This window comes from Rhodococcus spelaei (assembly GCF_006704125.1).
Classification (GTDB): domain Bacteria; phylum Actinomycetota; class Actinomycetes; order Mycobacteriales; family Mycobacteriaceae; genus Rhodococcus_G; species Rhodococcus_G spelaei.
Window position 1 is genome coordinate 174,874 of the sequence record NZ_VIGH01000001.1, and the last position, 19,983, is coordinate 194,856.

At 70.7% G+C, this 19,983-nt stretch carries 16 protein-coding genes; 8 read left to right on the forward strand and 8 right to left on the reverse strand.

Going from position 1 to position 19,983, the window contains the following annotated elements; translation table 11 throughout:
- The 6 genes from FK531_RS00755 to FK531_RS00780 form a co-directional block, all read right to left on the reverse strand.
- Positions 1–672 carry an SRPBCC family protein gene (locus FK531_RS00755; RefSeq protein WP_142094753.1) on the reverse strand — a complete coding sequence of 224 codons (672 nt, stop codon included), beginning with the start codon at positions 670–672 and terminating at the stop codon, positions 1–3.
- Positions 632–2,383 (reverse strand): thiamine pyrophosphate-binding protein, encoded by a 1,752-nt coding sequence (locus FK531_RS00760; protein ID WP_142094754.1) that lies wholly within the window; start codon positions 2,381–2,383, stop codon positions 632–634. The genes FK531_RS00755 and FK531_RS00760 overlap by 41 nt, the downstream gene beginning before the upstream one ends.
- Before the next feature lie 81 nt (positions 2,384–2,464).
- Positions 2,465–3,199, reverse strand: coding sequence for an anti-sigma factor family protein (locus tag FK531_RS00765; RefSeq protein WP_220126915.1), 735 nt, complete (start codon positions 3,197–3,199; stop codon positions 2,465–2,467).
- Positions 3,196–3,702: a sigma-70 family RNA polymerase sigma factor gene (locus FK531_RS00770; protein ID WP_142094755.1), complete on the reverse strand. Its 507-nt coding sequence runs from the start codon at positions 3,700–3,702 to the stop codon at positions 3,196–3,198. The genes FK531_RS00765 and FK531_RS00770 overlap by 4 nt, the downstream gene beginning before the upstream one ends.
- A 130-nt stretch (positions 3,703–3,832) precedes the next feature.
- Positions 3,833–4,438 (reverse strand): YqgE/AlgH family protein, encoded by a 606-nt coding sequence (locus FK531_RS00775; RefSeq protein WP_142094756.1) that lies wholly within the window; start codon positions 4,436–4,438, stop codon positions 3,833–3,835.
- A gap of 58 nt (positions 4,439–4,496) precedes the next feature.
- On the reverse strand, positions 4,497–5,195 hold the full coding sequence (locus FK531_RS00780; RefSeq protein ID WP_142094757.1) for a TetR/AcrR family transcriptional regulator: 699 nt from the start codon (positions 5,193–5,195) through the stop codon (positions 4,497–4,499).
- A gap of 135 nt (positions 5,196–5,330) precedes the next feature.
- Between FK531_RS00780 and FK531_RS00785 the strand changes: the two genes are divergently transcribed.
- Entirely contained in the window at positions 5,331–6,278 is a 948-nt protein-coding gene (locus tag FK531_RS00785) for an NAD-dependent epimerase/dehydratase family protein (RefSeq protein WP_142094758.1), read from the forward strand.
- A 9-nt stretch (positions 6,279–6,287) separates the two neighbouring features.
- On the forward strand, positions 6,288–7,592 hold the full coding sequence (locus FK531_RS00790; RefSeq protein WP_142094759.1) for an MFS transporter: 1,305 nt from the start codon (positions 6,288–6,290) through the stop codon (positions 7,590–7,592).
- Here the strand turns inward: FK531_RS00790 and FK531_RS00795 are convergent.
- On the reverse strand, positions 7,589–8,086 hold the full coding sequence (locus FK531_RS00795; protein WP_142094760.1) for a hypothetical protein: 498 nt from the start codon (positions 8,084–8,086) through the stop codon (positions 7,589–7,591). The two genes, FK531_RS00790 and FK531_RS00795, sit on opposite strands and share 4 nt — an antisense overlap.
- Positions 8,087–8,261: 175 nt before the next feature.
- Here FK531_RS00795 and FK531_RS00800 point away from each other — a divergent pair, with 175 nt between their 5' ends.
- The gene (locus FK531_RS00800) at positions 8,262–9,785 is read left to right on the forward strand and encodes a glycoside hydrolase family 183 protein (RefSeq protein ID WP_142094761.1); all 1,524 of its coding nucleotides are present in this window, start codon (positions 8,262–8,264) and stop codon (positions 9,783–9,785) included.
- A 59-nt stretch (positions 9,786–9,844) separates the two neighbouring features.
- Here the strand turns inward: FK531_RS00800 and FK531_RS00805 are convergent, their stop codons facing one another.
- A complete protein-coding gene (locus tag FK531_RS00805; protein ID WP_142094762.1) occupies positions 9,845–11,296 on the reverse strand; it encodes a CCA tRNA nucleotidyltransferase in 1,452 nt (483 codons plus the stop codon).
- A gap of 74 nt (positions 11,297–11,370) precedes the next feature.
- On the opposite strand from FK531_RS00805, the gene FK531_RS00810 reads away from it, so the two are divergent.
- The 5 genes from FK531_RS00810 to FK531_RS00830 all read left to right on the forward strand — a co-directional run bounded on the left by FK531_RS00810 (position 11,371) and on the right by FK531_RS00830 (position 19,971).
- Positions 11,371–11,967 (forward strand): NUDIX hydrolase, encoded by a 597-nt coding sequence (locus FK531_RS00810; RefSeq protein WP_435531008.1) that lies wholly within the window; start codon positions 11,371–11,373, stop codon positions 11,965–11,967.
- On the forward strand, positions 11,964–14,378 hold the full coding sequence (locus tag FK531_RS00815) for a glycoprotein (protein WP_142094764.1): 2,415 nt from the start codon (positions 11,964–11,966) through the stop codon (positions 14,376–14,378). Before FK531_RS00810 ends, FK531_RS00815 begins: the two co-directional genes overlap by 4 nt.
- Positions 14,379–14,782: 404 nt before the next feature.
- Positions 14,783–18,481 carry a murein biosynthesis integral membrane protein MurJ gene (gene murJ / locus FK531_RS00820; RefSeq protein ID WP_142095292.1) on the forward strand — a complete coding sequence of 1,233 codons (3,699 nt, stop codon included), beginning with the start codon at positions 14,783–14,785 and terminating at the stop codon, positions 18,479–18,481.
- A gap of 70 nt (positions 18,482–18,551) precedes the next feature.
- On the forward strand, positions 18,552–19,148 hold the full coding sequence (gene sigM, locus FK531_RS00825) for an RNA polymerase sigma factor SigM (protein WP_142094765.1): 597 nt from the start codon (positions 18,552–18,554) through the stop codon (positions 19,146–19,148).
- A gap of 91 nt (positions 19,149–19,239) precedes the next feature.
- The gene (locus FK531_RS00830) at positions 19,240–19,971 is read left to right on the forward strand and encodes an RsmA family anti-sigma factor (protein WP_142094766.1); all 732 of its coding nucleotides are present in this window, start codon (positions 19,240–19,242) and stop codon (positions 19,969–19,971) included.
- Positions 19,972–19,983: the final 12 nt, after the last annotated feature.

Below are 19,983 nucleotides of genomic sequence, written 5' to 3' on the forward strand. Positions count from 1 at the left end.
TCACTGCATCCACTCGGGCGTCACCGGCAGGCCGTTCGCGTGCCGGTACTCGGCAATGGCCTTGAGATTGTGCAGTTCGACCAGGTGCCCGGCGGGGAACATGTCCCAGAAGTCGCCCACCCAGGGCTTACGGTCGGCGGGTGCGGCGTCGGGGTACGGGTTGTTCTCGTAGAACGGGTGGTGACAGTTCGTCCACAGCACAACCGATCCCGGCTTGTCCAGCACCACCTGTGCGTCGATCACCCGCATCAGGTAGACCATCCACAGATGCCTGCCCTGGTCCCACGCGCAGTGATAGTCGACGGTCATCGCCTCGGGGTTCGCGACGGTCCGGGTGTAGATCTCGGTCTGGTCGTCGCCGATCCGGTCGTACGCCAGCCACAGTCCGGGCTCGTCGGTCTCGGTGAACCCGCGCAGACTGCCCGTCCACTCCTCGAGGCTGCGGGTGTCGGCCAGGTAGTCGTACAGTTCCCTTGGGGGACAGTCGATGTAGTCGTGGACGGTGATGTAGTCGCCGTACATCTGCTGGTGGGGGTACACCGAGCGGAGCATGTCTACGACCATCGCGGTGCCCTCCTCCCGGCTGGTGTTCTCGATCCGGTGCACCGTCGGAATATCCTCGGGGGCAATGTCACTGAGCGCTGGCAGGGGAGTGGTTCTGGTACTGGTCACGGGTGTCCTCCTTCTCTGGCTGGGCCGGGCTCTGCTGGGGTGGAAGGAACGGGAGGAACGGTGGGAGCTCGTCCGGGTCGCAGGTGACCGCCACGAACGCCGGCCCGAGCGAATGGGCGGCCGCGGACAACGCGTCCTCCAACTCGGCCCCCGTCGAGGCGGAGTACGTGTCGAGGGTCGGGAACATCGCCGCGATGCCCTCGCCGAGGAAGGTTGGCTGAAACCTGTTGAAGCTGTAGCGGTTCTCGTACAGGAGTTGCTCACGGGTGACGCACATGGCGTGGGCGTTGTTGTTGAACACGACGAAGGTCACGGGCAGGCGGTGCTCGACCGCGGTGTGGATCTCCATGCCGTGCATGTAGAACGCGCCGTCGCCCGCGATCACGAAGGTCCGGCGCCGGCGGCCGAAGCAGGAGCCGATTCCCGCACCGAACGCGTAGCCCATGCCGCCCATGCCGAGCGCCACGACGAACCGTCCCCCTCGAACGGCCGGGAGATGGTGCACCACTGCGGCTCCGGTGTTCCCGGCGTCGGCGAACACGTCCGTGCCCGACGGCAGATGTCGCTCGATCGCCGCGACCGCGTCCCGGTACCGCAACCCGGGCCCGGTGGCGACGGGCACCTGCAGGCTTGTCAGGCGCGGTGTCCGGGTCGCAGCCTGCGACGTACCGACCGGTCCGAGCGCCTCGGTGAGCAACCGCAGCGAGGTCCGCAGGTCGACGGTGACAGCGTGCGTCGACGGCACGTACGGTGGCGCGTACCCGAGCGAGGCGACCGGTGTGCTGCGCAACCCCTCGTCGAGGCCGGTCCGCGCCATCACCGGCATCCGCGTGCCGATCAGCAGACACAGCTCCGAATATCGCAGCGCGTCCACGAGTTCCGGATGTCCCATGCTGCCCGCGACACCGCAGTAACCGCGCGCGGTCGGGTCGACGACGTCCTTCGCGTCGGGGCTGACCCCGACCGAGGCGTCGAGCACTGTGACCAGGTCCGCGAGCTCGCGTCGGGCGCCCGCCCGCGCCACCTCGTCGCCCGCGATCACCAGCACCTTGCCGCGTCGACGCGCCTGCGCGAGCCGGGTCACGAGCCGGTCCAGGCCGACCTTGTCCTGCACGACCGCCGGTCTCGGCACGATCGGTCGGCACTGCTCGGGTGCGATCGCGGACTGCTGAACGTCCTTGGGCAGGAGGAGTACTGCGGGACCGCCACGCAGCGCCGCCGACACCGCCCGGTTCAGATGCTGGGAGACGTCGGCCGCAGACTCGACCCGGGCGCAGTAGCGCGACACGGCGGAGAACAGGCGGACCGCGTCGATCGAACCGGCCCGACCGCTCGAGTCCTGGAATCCGCCGTGGCCCTCGAGTGCGGTCGGAGCCTGACCGACCAAGGCCAGCAACGGAACCCGGGAGGTGAACGCCTCACCGAGGCCGGCGGTCAGGTTCAGCGCGCCACCGCCGGACGTGGCCATCACCACGCCGAGCCGGCCAGAGGTGCGGGCGTAGCCGTCGGCCATTGTGGCGGCGGAGAACTCGTGCTTCGCGACAATTCCGACGATGTTCTTGTGGGTGTAGAAGAGCGCGTCGTAGACATCCTCGATGTTCGCGCCGTCCACCCCGAAGACGTGCTGCACCCCGAAGCCGGCAAGGGCGTCCACCAGGTAGTCGACCACGCGGGGCTCGCCCCGTCGTACCACCGGTACGGCTTGTCTCATCGGTCCACCTTCCGTGCGCACATGCGTGCACTGGTAGGTACGGTTCAACGCTACGAACGGTTCAGATCAATCGCGGGAACTTCAGAAGGTGCTGGTGAGCAGCACCTGATCCGTTGCCACCGAACGGATGTCGACCCGGTCGATCCAGAGCATCGGCACGCTGGTGGTCGCCGAGGGGGTGACCGTCTGGCCGGCCGCGGCCATCCACGTCGCCAACTGCTTGCTGACCCCGTTCTTGTCGGTCATCACCATCGCGTACTCGTTCTTGTCGGTGCCGTATCCACCCCCGGGTGGCGCGGCGTAGCGGCAGGTCACGTCGACCCGCGTGCCCCACTCCTGCTCGACGAGCGAGACGTCGGCAGTCAGCGGACTCGGGGTGACCGGAAGCATCGGCTGGGCGACCACCGGCGCTGACGGCCCGTGCGGGGCGTTCGGCGACGGACCCTCGGTCTGCGAGGGCAGCACGGCCACCCCGACCCCGACCGCGATCGCGACCGCGGCGGCGGCCGCCGTGAGCACGGCGTACCTGGCGCGCCGACGCGGCGGCCGAGTCTGGGCCATCAATTTCGGGAGCAGGTCCGCGGGGGGCTCGTCGCCGGGGGCAGTCGGGGCAGTCGGGGCGGAACCTAGTTCGAGTGCCGTGTCCGCCGGCACCTTCGCCAGCAGTGCGGGCACGCCCGCGACCTCCGCGACCGCGACCGAGCACCGGACGCAGGTGGCGAGATGGTGCTCGAATTCGTCCCGATCCGCGGCGCTGAGCGAACCGAGCACGTAGGCGGCGTCCCAGTGCGCGTATGGATCCAGTTCGATGGTCACTGCGTCACCCCCATTTCCTGCAGAATCAATCGAAGTGCCCGTAGCGCGTAGTGCATTCGCGACTTCACGGTGCCCTCCGGGATCTCGAGGTCGTCGGCGATCTGGTGGGTCGACATCCCTCGGTAGTACGAGCGGACCAGCACGCCCCGGTGCTCCGGCGAGAGTTGCACGAGCGCGTCGGCGATCAGCCAGGAGTCCAGCGCCGCATCGGTCGCGTCCGGGCTGGCCTGCTCCGGCGGGTTGTCCGTCCCGATCTCACGTTTCGACCTCGCGCTGCGGTAGTCGTCGAAGATCAGGTTCCGCGCGACGGTGAACAGCCAGGCCCGCGCCGAGTTCTCGCTCTGGTCCAGTACGTGGGGTCGTTGCCAGGCCCGCAGGAGTGTCTCCTGGACCACGTCCTCGGCCCGCGCCCGATCACCGGTAAGTCGCATGGCATATCTCCACAGTGCCGACGCATGCTCGCCGTACAGAACGCGCATCAGTTCTGCTTGGTCTTCCGGCATCGGACACCTCCAGCCGTATACACGATACAAAGGCCGGAAGGGTTCACGAGGCCGCTCGCGCGGGCCATGGGGGATCGGTTGCGCTCGACTCGACCCGCCGGCCGTTCACACCGAAGGAGGGTGGTGGCGGCTAGTTGCGCTCGACGTCGATGGGGTGGGTCGCGAGCAGGGCGAGGGGGAGCGGCTGACGGCGCAGGACCTGGGCCCACAGGTCCGCACGCGGCGGGCCGATGACGTCCGACGGCAGCGCGGAGACCACGATCCAGTCGTCGCGCCGCAACTCGCCGTCGAGTTGGCCCATCGTCCAGCCCGAGTACCCGGCGAAGACCCGCGTCCCCTCGATCAGCGGCCCGACCTGTCCTGGGTCGCAGTCCAGGTCCACCATCACCACCCGACCGTCCACCCGGCGCAGTCCGGGCACGCCGTCGATCTTCGCGCCGGTGCGGAGCGTGGCCAGGCACAACGCGGCGTCCCTCTTGACCGGACCGCCGATGAAGAGCGCCTTCGGCCGGGCACAGAGTTCCGCCCACTGCGGTAGCACGGTGTGCACGGCGGTCTCGGAGGCGCGGTTGATGACCACGCCAAGGCTGCCGGCGTCGTTGTGCTCGATCACGTAGACCACCGTGCGGCGGAACGCGGGCTCGGTGAGGTCGGTCGCGGAGACCAGCAGGCTGCCGGGGCGCACGACCGGTTCGGTCGACGCCGTGCGATCGTCGGGTTCCTCAGCGTGCTCCACCGGGTAATCATCGCATCGCCGAGCCGGGCATGTGCCTCGTGACGTCGGGGCAGCCGTGTCAGGGCCGGAGTCCGGCCATCTCCTCGAGCACCGACAGGTGGTGGTCGAACAGGGCGCGCGGATCGGTGAACGTGTCGGCGCCGTACTGGCCGAACACCTCGAAGTTCACGGCGCCGAACAGCGACGACCAAACCAGCACCCCGCGCGCGAGCACCTCGTCCGGGAGCTCCAGTCCCATCTCGGCTCGGATGACGCGCAGGTTCGCGCGCAGCGACTCGGTGATCGGCAGTGCGGTCGGATCGGCGAGTCGGCCCGACCGGTGCGCCGCGTCGAAGAGCGCGACCAACGCCACGACCACCCGGGTACCGGGGCCGGTGGTCCGTTCGGCCGGCGCCTGGTATCCGGGCACCGGACTACCGAACAGCAGTCCGTAGCAAGCCGATTCGCGAAGCGCCCAGTCCCGGACCGCATGACCGAGCGCGCGCAGTCGGGCCCGGGGATCGTCGGCGGGCAGCGCCTCGACCGCCGCGTCGACGGCGTCGCCGAGCTCGTTGTAGCCCTCGACCACGAGCAGGGTGAGCAGTTCGTCGCGGCTCTTGACGTACCGGTACACGGCCGAGGAGACCACGCCCAGGTCGCGGGCGACCGCCCGCAGCGACAGTGCCGCGGCCCCGTCGCGGGCCAGATGGTCGCGGCCGATCCGGGTGATGTCGGCCAGGGTCTGCTCACGCGCTCGCTGTCTCGGGGTACCGGTCACGCTCCCAGCCTGACGCGCGGGGCGAGCACCGTCAACTTTAGAGAGCGGTGCTCTTGACAGGCGCCGGGTGGGCGTGGATCATGGAATTCGAGAGCACTGCTCTCTGAATCGGGAATTCGAGGAATGGAGATCGCGATGTCGACAGTGCAGGTCGTGACCGGAGCCGGTCCCGTCGGATGGACGGTCGCCGTCCAACTCGCCGAGCAGGGTCATCAGGTCCGGGTGCTGACGCGGTCCGGCTCCGGGCCGGACCACCCGAACGTCCACCGGGTGCAGGTCGACGTCTCGAAGCCCGGCGCGCTCGACGCGGCGCTCGACGGCGCCTCCGCCGTCTACCACTGCACCCACGGCTCGGTGTACTCCGCGGCCGCGTGGCGACGCGAACTGCCCGCCACCGAGCGTGCGGTGCTCGCCGCCGCCGGGCGGGCGGGCGCGGTGGTCGTGTTCCCCGAGAGCCTGTACTCCTACGGACCGGTCGACGGTCCGATCACCGAGGACACCCCCCGTACCGCCACCACCGGCAAGCTCGGTGTGCGCACCGAACTGCTCCGGCAACGTGAGGATTCGGCCACGCCCACGGTCAGCGTCGCGGCATCCGACTTCTTCGGCCCGCACGCGCTGACCGCGCACGCGGGGGAGCGGATGGTTCCGGTCGTGCTGGCGGGCAAGACCGTTCGGGTGCTGGCCGCCCTCGACGTCCCGCACTCGTTCACCTACGTGCCCGACCTCGCCGCCGCGATGATCGCCGCGGCCGAGGACCCGACGCGGTGGAACAGCGTGCTGCACGCCCCGACCGGACCGGCGGTGACCCAGCGGCAGATGGTGCAGGCGTTCGCCGACGCGGCCGGTACCGGCGACCCGAAGGTCGGGGTGTTGCCCGCGTGGGCGGTGCGCGCGATCGGGGCAGTGCACGGGCCGACCCGCGAGCTCGCGGAGATGCTGTACCAGTTCGAGCGCCCGTTCGTGCTGGACTCGACGCGCAGTGAGCAACTGCTGGGCCTGGCCCCGACGCCGCTGCCCGAGGCGGCAGCCGCGACCGTGGCATGGTGGCGGGCGCGGGACGCGGCACCTGCCCCGCGATAGGGTCGTGCGGTGGCGAAGGCACCCCGAGGACTTTTGCGCGGGGTGCTCCGCAGCTCGCCAGGGCTGGTGCGCCTCACCGCCGTCCGCTTCGCCGGCCAGTTCGGCGACGGCCTGTTCCAGGCCGCGCTCGGCGGGGCGATCCTGTTCAACCCGGAACGACAGACCGACCCGCTGGCCATCGCCGCGGGCTTCGCCGTTCTGCTGCTGCCCTATTCGCTGCTCGGACCGTTCACCGGCGCCCTGCTCGACCGCTGGGACCGGCGTGCGGTCCTGATGTGGGCGAACCTGCTGCGTGGCGCGCTGATCATGGTGGCGGCGACGCTGCTGCTCACCAATGCTCCGAACGCCCCGCTGCTGCTGTTCGCGCTCGCAGCGGTCGGGGTCAGCCGGTTCGTGCTCGCCGGGGTGTCCGCTGCGCTGCCGCACGTGGTACGCCAGTCCTGTTTGGTGCCAACCAATTCCGTCCTCGCCACCGCCGGTTCCGGGATGGCGGCCGCGGGCGCGGGCGCCGCCGTCGCGATCATCGGACTGCTCGGCGGCGGCGACTGGGGATCCGGGGTGGCGGTGGCGGCCGCGACCCTCGGGTCCGCGGTCGGCGCGGTGGCGGCCGCCGGCTTCCCGACCCACGGCCTCGGCCCCGGCGAGGCGGAGCTGGCGGCATCGGGCCCGACCCGACTGGCCGCCGTACGCGCGGTCGCCGCGGGCCTGCGGACCGGCGCGACCGCCGTCTGGCGCGCCCCCGGAGTGACCACCGCGATGATCGGTATCGGCGTGCATCGCATCGTGTTCGGGGTGAACACGCTGGTGATGGTCCTGGTCCTGCGCGATCCGGCGACGTCGGGTTCACTGCCCGGGGGTCTGGCCGGGTTCGGCGTCGCGGTCGGCGCGACCGCCGCGGGCATGCTGGTGGCCGCCGCCGCGACCCCCTTCCTGATCCCCCGGCTCGGGCGACCGCGGACCGTCGCACTGGGTCTGGTCGCGGCGATCGCCGTCCAACTCGGACTGATCACGGCGCTGACCCAGCCGATGCTGCTCGCGGGCGCGTTCCTTCTCGGGCTGGCCGGCCAGACGATCAAGCTGACCGGCGACGCGGCCATGCAGATCGACGTCGACGACACCCGGCGCGGGCAGGTGTTCGCCCTGCAGGACACGGTCTTCAACATCGCGTTCATCGCCGCGATCGCCGCGGCCGCGACGGTGATCGCGCCCGACGGCCGGTCTCTGGGTCTGGTGCTCGCGGGCGCCGGGGTGTACGCGGTCGGCCTGGCTGCGGTCGCGGCGAACTCGCTTCGCACGCGTTCGCGTCGTCGCTAACGCTCGTCGCCCACCTCCGCCTTCCGCGCGCTCGCCGACCCGGCCGGTCGGGTCACCGTGTCGAGGCGGCCGTCGCCGTCCGTGTCGGACAACCGCACGTCCATCGCCCCGTCGCCGCCCTCGTCGACCAGCATCGACCAGTGCCCGCCGCCGGGTCCGGGCGGCTCGAGCGCCGCGTCCGCCACACCGTCACCGTCGGTGTCGATCCCACGTTCGTCCGCAACGCCGGGTGGCGCGCACTCGGCCTCCCAGGTGCCCAGGCCGGTCGGATCGGTGAAGTACCGGGCACTCGGCTCACCGGCATCGAGGACGGATCTGTCGGCGCGGCCGTCGCCGTCGCTGTCCCAGAGCGCATCGTCGAGCAGTCCGTCACCGTCGAAGTCCAGGACGACGGCGTCCGGCGCGCCGGGATCACCCAGATCGAGATCCGCCTCGGACAGCCAGACGGAGGGATCGCCGTCTCCGGTTCCGAACGTGTACTCCAGCAAGCCCATACGTGTTGGACGCGCCATCCGGGCGGCCGGTTCCCGCCCGGCCGAGGACAGGCACATTGCGCGATCATCGTCGGTCGAACGTTCGACGGTGCCGGACCGGGGGTGGCTTCGCTGGTAAATTGTCCGGAATTCGGGTGGCCGCAAAGCCACGCAGACCGGGGTCGCAGGGGGCACCATGTTCCGTCGGATCGGATCACCACTGTGCGTGCTGGCGCTGGCCGCGTCGGGCTCGCTGCTGACGGTCGTACCCGCGGCCGCCGCACCGAGCGCCGCGCCGACCAACGCCTGCGGCGAGGTGGGTTTCGACCCCTCGGCGAAGGGCGACCAGTCCGCGCCGCCCGGCGGCCTGGACATCAAGTTCCCCTGGCCCGAGATCGTCCCGGTCCCGGTGCCCGACCCGCCGCAGGACCGGACCCGGGTGCCGCAGGCGCCGCTGCCCGCCGACCCCTGCGCGGACCCCTGCCCGGACATCACAGACACCACGCCCGATCAACCCGAGTCCGGTTCCGCGGGATCGTCCGGTTCCTCGTCGAACGAGTCGGGTTCGTCCTCCTCCGGATCCGGGGCGTGGGGATCGTCGGTGCCGCGCTTCTCGATCGGACCCGACCCCGAGCCCATCCCGATCCCGATTCCCGGTCCGGGCCAACCACTTCCGCCGGCCCCCGCGCCGCAGTCGCCGCCGATCGATCCCGGACCGGCAGCCGCCCCGGCGCCCGCACCGAAGGTCAGCGACGTGTCGCTTGTCGCGCAGCTGACCGGGCACGGCTCGATCAACCGCACCGACAAGCGCTGGCAGGTCAACGGCACCGACCTCGGCATCACCTGGGAGTCCAAGCCCGGCGAGGTGTCGATCGTGTTCGGCGACACCTTCGGCAAGGACTGGGCGCCGCCGGGGGCGAACGGGCAGGACTGGCGCTCGAATGTGCTGGGGCACAGCACTGATCGCAACCTCGCCGACGGCATGACCATCGACTCCATGGTGCAGGACAGCCGCTGCCACGCAGTCGAGGTGCTCGGCAGCCGCAAGATCAAGAACTGGGAGACCACCACCATCCCGACGTCCGGTTTCGCGATCGGCGACCGGCAGTACATGAGCTACATGTCGGTTCGGCGCTGGAGCATGATCCCCGGTATGTGGTACACCAACCGCGGTGGCATCGCCTACTCCGACGACCAGGGTCAGACCTGGACCAAGGACCCATATGCCCTGTGGCAGAACATCTTCGGCCTCAACCACTTCCAGGTGGCCAGCATGGTCCCGGCCGGTGACCACGTGTACATGTTCGGCACCCCGAACGGTCGGCTCGGTACCGTAGCGGTGGCCCGGGTCGCCAAGGACCAGGTACTCAACAAGACCGCGTACCAGTATTGGAAGGACGGGAACTGGACCCCGGTCGGGGAATCCGATCCCACCCCGATCCTGAGCGGCACCGCGGCCGAACTCTCCGTGCACTACGACGAGTCCCGCAAGCTCTGGCAGATGAGCTACCTCGACACCGTCGCGGGCGCAATCGTGTTGCGCCAGGCGACAAGTCCGCAGGGCGCCTGGACGGCAGGCGTCCCGATGGTGCGCTCCTCCGACTACCCGAAGATGTACGGCGGCTTCATCCACCCGTGGTCCACCGAGCACGACCTGTACTTCACGATGTCGGAGTGGGACAGCTACAACGTCTACCTGATGCACGCGAAGCTGGACTGACGGCGCTGCACTGTGCGCGCCGTTCACCCCGACTGGGGTGAACGGCGCGCACGGGCGCGTCAGCGCTCGGTCGAGGCCCACCACTTCAGCAACTCGGCCTCGGCCTCCTCGCGGGGCAGCGGCCCCCGGTCCAGGCGCAGCTCCTTGAGGAAGGTCCACGCTTTCCCGACCTCGGGTCCGGCCGGGATGCCGAGCAGCTCCATGATCGCGTTGCCGTCGAGGTCGGGGCGCACCCGCGCCAGGTCCTCCTGCTCGGCCAGCAGCGCGATCCGCCGCTCGAGATCGTCGTAGGTGGCCTGCAGCTTGGCCGCCCGGCGCTTGTTGCGGGTGGTGCAGTCGGCCCGGACCAGCTTGTTCAGCCGGGGGAGCAGGTCGCCGGCGTCGGTGACGTACCGGCGCACCGCCGAATCCGTCCACTGTCCCTCGCCGTAACCGTGGAAGCGCAGGTGCAGGAACACCAGCTGCGCGACGTCGTCGACCATCTGCTTGGAGTACTTGAGCGCCCGCAACCGCTTACGCACCATCTTCGCGCCGACCACCTCGTGGTGGTGGAAGCTGACGCCGCCACCCGGCTCGTTGCGCTTGGTGTCCGGCTTGCCGATGTCGTGCAGGATCGCGGCCCAGCGCAGCACCAGGTCGGGGTCGCCCTCCTCGAGGTCGATCGCCTGCTGCAGGACCGTCAGCGAATGCTGGTAGACGTCCTTGTGCTGGTGGTGCTCGTCGATCTCGAGCTCCATGTCCGGGATCTCCGGGAGCACCCGCGCCGCGAGCCCCGTCTCGCACATGACGTTGATGCCGTCCACCGGGTACTCGCCGAGGATCAGCTTGTCCAGCTCGGCGTGCACCCGCTCGGCGGTGATCCGGTCGATCTGGCCGGCCATGTCCACGATCGCCTGGTGCACCCGCGGCGTCAGGGCGAAGCCGAGCTGCGAGACGAACCGGGCGGCCCGCAGCATCCGCAACGGATCGTCGTTGAACGAGATCTCGGGGGCGGCGGGGGTGTCGAGCACGCCGGCGAGCAGGTCGTCCATCCCCGACAGCGGGTCGACGAACTCCTGGGTGCCGTCCGCCCCGATCCGCACGGCCATCGCGTTGACGCGGAAGTCGCGGCGGACCAGGTCCTCCTCGAGCGAGGTGCCGTACCGGACCTCCGGGTTGCGGGTCACTCCGTCGTACGCGTCGGTGCGGAAGGTCGTGATCTCGATCTGCTGGTCGGCCTTCGCGGCGCTGATGGTGCCGAAGTCGATACCGGTGTCCCACTGGTTGTCGGCCCAGCCCTTGAGCAGCGCCTGCACCTGCTCGGGACGCGCGTCGGTGGTGAAGTCGAGATCGGTGCCCAGCCGGCCCAGCACCGCGTCCCGCACGCTCCCCCCGACCAGGTACAGCTCGTGTCCGGCGGCGGCGAACCGCGCACCGAGAGGAGTCAGCACGTCCGAGAGGTCGCGCAGTGTCTCCGTCGCGGCCGAGAGCAGTCGGGCGCGTCGGTCGGCGTCAGGAGTAGGGGAAACCACGACTGTGCAGCTTACCGACCTCCGCGGACCGTTCTCGCGGCCGCAGACACTGCGCGCCGGTCACCCGGTGTGGGATTCGGGGCGGGTCGAACACGCCAACTAGTATTGATTGGGTGTCTCCTGCCGAACGTGCGAACCGCAGCCGCCGCAACCCGCGGCGTCGTAGCGGGCACGGTGAGCGCACGAACGCGCGGATGCGCACGGTACGGGAGACCTCCGCGGGCGGCCTCGTCGTCGACGGCCTCGACGGCCCCCGGGACAAGCAGTGCGCGGCCCTGATCGGGCGCACCGATCGTCGGGGTCGGCTGCTGTGGTCGTTGCCGAAGGGACACATCGAGCAGGGCGAGACCGCCGAGCAGACCGCGATGCGTGAGGTCGCCGAGGAGACCGGGATCCGCGGCACCGTCCTCGCGGAACTGGGCAGCATCGACTACTGGTTCGTCACCGAGGGGCGTCGCGTCCACAAGACCGTGCACCACTACCTGCTCCGGTTCCAGGGCGGCGAACTGTCCGACGAGGACGTCGAGGTCACCGAGGTGGCGTGGGTTCCGCTCGCGGAGTTGGGCTCCCGACTCGCCTACGCGGACGAGCGCCGGCTGGCCGAGGTCGCGGGCGCGCTGATCGACCGGATGGGCGCCGGAACCGGCCGAACGACCAGAGAGAACGGATGAGGACGTTCCTACGTCGCCTCACCGTGACGACCCTGACCACATTGGCTCTTGCCGCTGCACCGCCCGGACTGCTCGCCTCGGTCGGCGCCGCGCCGACGACGACAGCGCCTGACCCGGGTTCGAGCACTCCCGCGACCGGCCGCACGAGCGTCCCCCACGCCACCACCGGTCCCACGCAGCAGCGGTTCGTCGCGCTGTCGGTCGACTCGGTGACCCCGTCGGCGGTGACCACCTCCAGCGATCCGGTGGTCACCGTCGTCGGCAGCGTCAGCAACGTCGGCGACCGACCAATCCGCGACGTGCAGGTCCGACTGCAGCGGGCGCGCGCGGTGTCGGCGCCCGACCAACTGCGGACCGTGCTCAGCGCCGGCCAGGAGCAGTTCGACGTGATCGGAAAGTTCGCCCTGATCCGCGAGAAGCTGGAGGTCGGGCAGTCCGAGAAGTTCACCCTGTCGATGCCGTTGCGCGCGGCGACCGGATCGTCGCTGGGGATCACCGATCCCGGCGTCTACCCGATGCTGGTCAACGTCAACGGCACCCCGGAGTACGGCGGCCAGGCTCGCCTCGACGACGCCCGCTTCCTGCTCCCCGTGCTCGGCGTGCCCCGTGACACCAGCGGCGGTGGCGATCCGAACCGCTCCGATGCGGCGCCGGTACCGCCGTCCACCGCCGACCCGGTCGCGGTGACGTTGATGTGGCCGCTCGCCGACAAGCCGCGACTCGCCGCCGGGATACCCGGCTCCACCGACGAGAAGGTGCGGCTCGTCGACGACGACCTGGCCACCTCGCTCGCGTCGGGTGGTCGGCTCGAGCAGTTGGTCGCGGCCGCCGAGTTCGCGACCGGCGACGGCGTGGACCGCGACCACAAGTTGGCCGACAGCATGTGCCTGGCGATCGACCCCGACCTGTTGATCACGGTCGGCAACATGTCCGGGGGATACCTGGTCGTCGACGATCCGGCCGACCCGACCGGCCGAACCCATCCCGGTACCGGACAGGCCGCGGCCGGCGACTGGCTGAACCGGCTCCGGAAGCTCGCCGCGCACATGTGCACGACTGCCGTCCCGTTCGCGCAGGTGGACCTGGCGGCGCTGCACCGAGTGGGCGACCAGACCCTGACCGCGCGCGCCGTGACCGCCCCCGCCGACATCGTCGACACCCTGCTCGGGATCACCTCGCTGCGCGGCCTGACCTGGCCGGACGCCGGCGTCCTCGATCCGGCGACCGCGGCCGCGCTGCCCGGCCTCGGACCGACCACGCTGCTCGCGGCCAATGCCGTCGCCGACAGCACCACCCAACCGAAGGTCCCGCTGACCGGCGGCAACAACGGCGGCCCGCTGAACGCGGCACTGTTCGACGTGTCCGCGGCCACCGCGCTCGCGGCGGTCGGAGCCAGCCCCCAGACCCCGACGTTCGCGCCCGAGCACGGCCGCTACGACCTGACCGACGACTCTCGGACCGCCCGGTTGCAGGACGCACTCGGCGCGGTCACCTGGACATCGCTGACCACTCGGTCCACCCAGACCCGGTTGGCGAACGCGAACCCGCGCCCGCTGCTGCTGGTCCCGCCGCAGCAGTGGACGGTCGACGGCGACGAAGCTCGGGCGGTCCTGTCCACCGTGTCGACGATGCTGCGGTCCGGCCTGGCGACCCCGCGCGCCCTGTCCGAGCTCGTGGACCGCGCGGTGCCACCGCCGCCCTTCGACCTGGCGTACCCGGAACAGGCCGTCAAGGACGGCGCACCGACGTCGGTGCAGGACGGTTCGGCCGCGGAAGCGCCGGAGATCGACGCGTTGACCGCAACGCTGGTCAACGATCCGCAGTCGGCCCTGACCCCGATCCGATACACCGCACCGCTGAGCGAGGACCTGCTGCGCGCGATGAGCACCTCCGGCAGGCGGAGCGGGGACCGGTCGCCCGCCGCGGCGGCAGCCGGCCTGCGGGTCGCGCAGGTCCAGGCGGCGCTGGGGCGGATCTACGGCTCGGTGACAGTGCTGGCGCCGGGCGGTGCGTACACGCTGGCCTCGGAGCAGAGTCCGCTGTTGTTCGTCGCGCGCAACGACCTGCCGGTCGGGATCACGGTGCGACTGCGCATCTCGGCGCCGCCGGAGATGACCATCACCGACATCGGCGACCAACAACTGCCGGCGCGCGGCAGTCGGGCGCTGCAGGTACCCGCCAAGGTGGCCGATACGGGGAAGATGGTCATCAACGTCGCGCTGACCACGACGAACGACCGGGAGTTGGGTGAACCCGCGTCCGTGTCGGTTCGCTCGAACGCGTACGGCAAGCTGCTCGTGATCATCACCGGCGGCGCGGGCGCACTACTGTTGCTACTTGCTGGACGGAGGCTCTGGCACCGGTTCCGGGGTCAGCCGGACCCAGCGGATGAAGGGTATTCAGGTCGATGACGGGGAGCATGCAGCGGCCACCGGGTCCCGGAGCGGAGCGTGCGCAGCGACCAGACGGTCCCGGAGCGGAGCGTGCGCAGCGACCAGACGGTCCCGGAGCGGAGCGTGCGCAGCGACCAGACGGTCCCGCGGAGCGTCCTGAAGGTGCCGGCGTGCGGCGCCCGGGAGCGGACGCGGCTGGGGGCCCGACGTCTCCCGCGCCCTGGGAACGGTCCTACCCCGGTCCGCCGTATCCCCAACAGCCCCACCCGCAGCAACAGCCTCGTCCCCGACAGCAGCAGCCCTACCCGCCTCAGTACCCGCAACAGCCTCAACAACCCCAGCAGCCTCGCTATCCCCAGCAGGGGCAGCCCCCGCAGACCCGTCCGCAGCCGGTCCCGCAGCGCGCCGCCCCGCAGCGCTACCTGTCGGGTGACCCGGCACGGCGGCCGGCGGATGCTCCGGCCGCCACGACCCCTCCGCCCGCGGCGCCCGAGCCGCCCACCGATCGCGACGGCGGGGACGACAACCCCAACTCGAACTCACGACTGATCGCGTCGACCGGCTCCATCGCCATCGCGACCCTGGTCAGCCGGATCACCGGCTTCCTCAAGCAAGTTCTGCTGCTGACCACGCTCGGTGCGGCGGCGGCCAGCTCGTTCACCGTCGCCAGCACGATGCCGAACATGATCTCCGAGCTGGTGCTCGGCGCGGTGCTCACCGCGATCGTGGTCCCGGTCCTGGTGCGGGCGGAGACGGAGGACGCGGACGGTGGCACCGCGTTCGTCCGACGACTGTTCACGATCTCGATCGTCACCCTGGGCACGGTCGCCCTCGCGGCCGTCGCGGCCGCCCCGTTGCTGACCCGGCTGTTCCTGCCGGAGCACGGCAAGGTCGACGAGCAGCTGTCCACCCATTTCGCTTTCCTGCTGCTGCCTGCCATTTTCTTCTACGGCATGTCCGCGCTGCTGACGGCGCTGCTCAACACCCGACAGGTGTTCCGGCCGGGCGCGTGGGCTCCGGTGCTCAACAACCTGACCGTGCTGGTGGTGCTCGGCATCTACTGGCTGCTGCCCGGCGGCGACGACGTCACCACCACGCGACTCCTCGTCCTCGGTCTCGGCTTCACGTTCGGTGTCGTGGTCCAGGCCGCGACACTGCTGCCCGCGATCCGGCGCCAGGGCATCAGCCTCAAACCGCTGTGGGGAATCGACGACCGGCTCAAGCTGTTCGCGGGCATGGGCGTCGCCATCGTGCTGTACGTGCTGATCAGCCAGATCGGCCTCACGATCGGCACCCGGGTCGCGGCGTCCGTCGATGCCGCCGGACCCGTCATCTACCAGCAGGCGTGGCTGCTGCTGCAGCTGCCGTACGGCATCCTCGGCGTCACGGTGCTCACCGCGATCATGCCGAGGCTGAGCCGCAACGCGGCCGCCGAGGACACCCCCGCCGTCGTCGACGACCTGTCGGTCGCAACCAGGCTGACCATGGTCTCGCTGGTGCCGGTCGTGATCTTCCTGACCTTCGCCGGACCGCAGGTCGGGCACGCGCTGTTCGGCTACGGGAACTTCGGTTCCGACGACGCCGAGCGGCTCGGACACGCGGTCAGCTGGTCGGCCTTCACTCTGATTCCCTATGCGCTGGTCCTGATCCACCTGCGCGTGTTCTACGCCCGCGAACAGGCCTGGACGCCCACCTGGATCATCCTCGGCATCACCAGCGTGAAGGTCGGCCTGTCACTGCTGGCGCCGTCGGTGGCCTCCGATGACAACCAGGTGGTCAGCCTGCTCGGTGTCGCCAACGGTCTCGGCTTCACCGCGGGTGCGATCATCGGCGGTGTGCTGCTGCGCCGCAGCCTCGGGTCGCTGCGGATGGCGAACGTCGGCAAGACCGCCTTCCTGGTCGTGGTCGCGTCTGTCGCGGGCGGGATCACCATGCTCGCCGCCGAGCAGCTGCTCGGTCTGGGTCGGCTCGGCGACAAGTTCGGTGGGCCCGGCGCTTTCGTCCAGGTCGGCATCTCCGCGGTGATCATGCTCGGCCTGACGTTCGCACTGCTGCGGGTCGCCGGGATCCCGGAGGTCGTGGCCGGGACGGTCGCGGTGACGCGTCTGGTCAACCGGCTGCTCGGCCGGGCACCGAAGGCCCCGACAACGGCCACCGCCGATTCGGTTGCGCTGTACGAGGCCGACACCGAGTTGCTTCCCGTGATAGGTCGTGCTCAGGTACCACCCAATAGCAGGCAGCAACTCCCGTACCCTGGTGCCGGGCGTACCGGGGCGCCGATCTCTGACGGGGAGAATTCCAGCCAGATGCGCGAAGGAGCGAGGGTGAGCGACGAAGACGTTGCCGGCGGCAAGGCTGCCGGGTCCACGGTGGAGGCGTCGGCACCCGAATCCACAACCCGCACAGGCGAGAACGCCGGGTCCCGCGCGGAGAAGCGGCCTGCGGATCCCGTGCGACCCGAACGCGACCTCACGGTCGACACCGGGATCATCCCGATCGGTTCGCCGCCGCTGCCTCCGATGCGAGTCGGCGATCCCGCGACTCGCCGCACCCAGCGCGGACCCAAGCTCATGGCGGGCGCGTCCGTCGCGGGCGGGCGGTACCGGCTGCTGGCCCCGCACGGCGGTGCCCGCGGGCTCAAGTTCTGGCAGGCGCACGACACCAAGCTCGACCGCGAGGTGGCACTGACCTTCGTCGACGCCGATCAGCGGGCGGGGTCCGACACCCCCGATGCCGAAGGTCCGCAGGCGGTCCTCTCGCGCACCCTCCGGCTCGGCCGGATCAACTCCCCGGGCCTGGCCCGAGTGCTCGACGTCGTCCGGGGCAGCTCGGGCGGCATCGTCGTCGCCGAGTGGACCCCCGGCCGGTCGCTGCGCGAGATGGCCGAGACGGTGCCGTCGCCGATCGGCGCGGCCCGGGCGATCCGTGCCCTCGCATCGGCGGCCGAGGCCGCCCATCGCGGCGGCGGCGCGCTGTCGATCGACCATCCGGACCGGGTCCGGATCTCGGCGAGCGGCGACGCGGTGCTCGCTTTCCCCGCGACCCTGGCCGACGCGGACGCCAGCTCGGACGTGCGTGGCCTGGGCGCGATGCTCTACGGCCTGATCACCGCTCGCTGGCCGCTCGGCGAGCCGGCGCCTGCACCTGAGGCCGGTGCCCCGGCTCCTGCCGTGGGGGACCGGCCGGCGAACACGGTCGGGGGCATGAAGCTCGCCGACCGCGGCGACGACGGCCAGCCGGTCGAACCGCGCAAGGTCCGCCCCGAGGTCCCGTTCGAGATCTCCGCCGTCGCGGTCCGCTCGCTCGAGCAGGGCGGCGGAATCCGCACCGCGGCCACCGTCCAGCATGTGCTCGACCAGGCTTCGGTCGTCGACCAGAAGACCGACCTCATGCCTGCGCTGCGGCTCGGCCAGCGGCCCGCCGGCGCGTCCGGCCATGCCCTTGCCGATCCTGAGGAGGCGGTGCAGCGGAAGGTCCGGAGCAACCGGATGCTCATCGCCCTCGCGGCACTGGGTGTGCTCACCGTGATCGTGCTGGCGATCGCCGGCTGGTGGCTGGCGAACCTGTTCGCGGGCGGCAGCTCGACCGAACCGTTGAACGAGCAGAACATCGGCCTCACGACCAGCGCCGCGGGCCCGAGCGACGCCCCGTCACGGTCCGCCGCGCCGCCCGCAGCGGCACTCACTCCCGTGCTGCCCGCCGGTGCCACGGTCTTCTCCCCGCAGGGGTCCGCGGACAACCCGGCGACCGCAGGACTGGCGGTGGACGGCAACCCGGCGACGAAGTGGAGCACGGACACCTACTTCCAGCAGTTCCCGTCGTTCAAGTCCGGCGTCGGCCTGCTGGTGAACCTCTCGCAACCGGCCGCCCTCAAAGAGGTCTCGATCACCTCACCGAGCGTCGGCACGACCGTCGAGATTCGTACCGCCCCGAGCGACAACCCGACGTTGGACCAGACCCAGGTGATCGGGACCGGCGTGCTCAAGGACGGTGTCACGACCATCCCGGTGACAACGGACGGCAACGCGTCCCGGGTGCTGGTGTGGATCACCAAGCTCGGCGCGGACGGTGGGAAGAATCAGACCTCGATCGCCGAACTGGGATTCACGAAGGCTTCCTGATCACACAGCAAACTCCCAGCTCAGCGTCGAGGGAGTAGCCGCAGACCTCCCGGTCGGTTAGCATCCGCGCGTGCGAATCAACAGGGGGATCGCCGGCGAGGGCATGACTGATGCCCAGTTGCTGGCGGCGCACGCGTCGGGGGACGCACGCGCCTTTGCAGAGTTACTGAGCAGGCACCACGACCACCTGTGGCTGACGGCGAAGCGGACCAGTTACACGACGGAGGACGCCGCAGACGCGTTGCAGGAGGCCCTGCTCTCCGCCCACCGAACCGCCGCGAGCTTCCGGGCGGACGCGGCGGTGCGCAGTTGGCTGCACAAGATCGTCGTGAACGCATGCCTGGACCGGATCCGGCGCAACCGCGCCCGACCGACGGTGCCGCTGTCGGACGACGAGAAGTACGAGCCGGCCGGGGCGCGCGACGAGATGGCCGACCGCGAGACGTCGATGGCGATCCAGGATGCCTTGTTCACGCTGCCACCCGAGCAACGCGCGGCCGTCGTGGCGGTAGACCTGGAGGGCTACTCCGTGGCGGAGGCCGCGGCCCTGCTCGGTGTTCCCGAGGGCACGGTGAAGAGCCGATGTGCCCGCGCCCGAGGCAAACTCGCGCAGCGGCTCAAATATATGCAGAACGAGCGGAACCAAATCACGCCCGGCGGGGTCTAATTCTCGTGACGGGGATCGCAACCGACGCACAGCGGCCGGCCCCGCACCGAGTACGGTCCATCCAGTAGCTCCACCTGGCAGGGAGGTGTCAATGGTCGCCCCGGGAGAGGACACTCTGTACCCCCCATTCGACCCGGAACTACTCGCCGACCTTCACGCGGACGCGCTGCCCCCCGAGTTCGCCGAACGCCTCCGGGCGGCCACGGAGAGCGACCCGGACGCGCAACGCACTCTCGCCGCACTCGACGCGGTCCGTGCGGAACTGGGTGCGCTGCGAACTCTCGATACACCCGCACCGCCGATCCCACCCGATGTCCTCGCGCGGATCGAGTCGGCGGTCGCCGAGGCTCCGCCTCCCGCAGTCGCCCTGTCCGCTCGTCGCAGGCGCAATCCGGTCCGCCTGGCGGCCGCGGCCGCCGCCGCCCTCGTCGTGCTCGCGGGGGCAGGCGTCGGCATCGCCCACCTGAGGACCGGCTCGCCGGAGCCCGCCGCACCCCTGCTTGCACAGCCGTCGAGCGCACCCCCCGACGGGGCCGGTGTCGAGCTCGGCGACGCGCTGCAGCCGACGGTCGCCCTGAGCGTGCTCGGCCACTCGGCCCTGGGACCGCTGGACAACCGGCGGTCGAGAGAGGACTGCCTGCTCGCGAACGGGATCGACCCGACGCGGCCGCTGCTCGGCTCCGGACCCGTCCGACTGCGCGGCGCGGCCGGAATCCTGATGCTGTTCGCGGGCCCACGCCCACCGCAGATCACCGCACTGGTGGTCGGAACAGGCTGCACTGCAAGCGATCCCGCGACCCTTGCCCGGGCCGACATCGGCTGAGCGCGGCTCGGC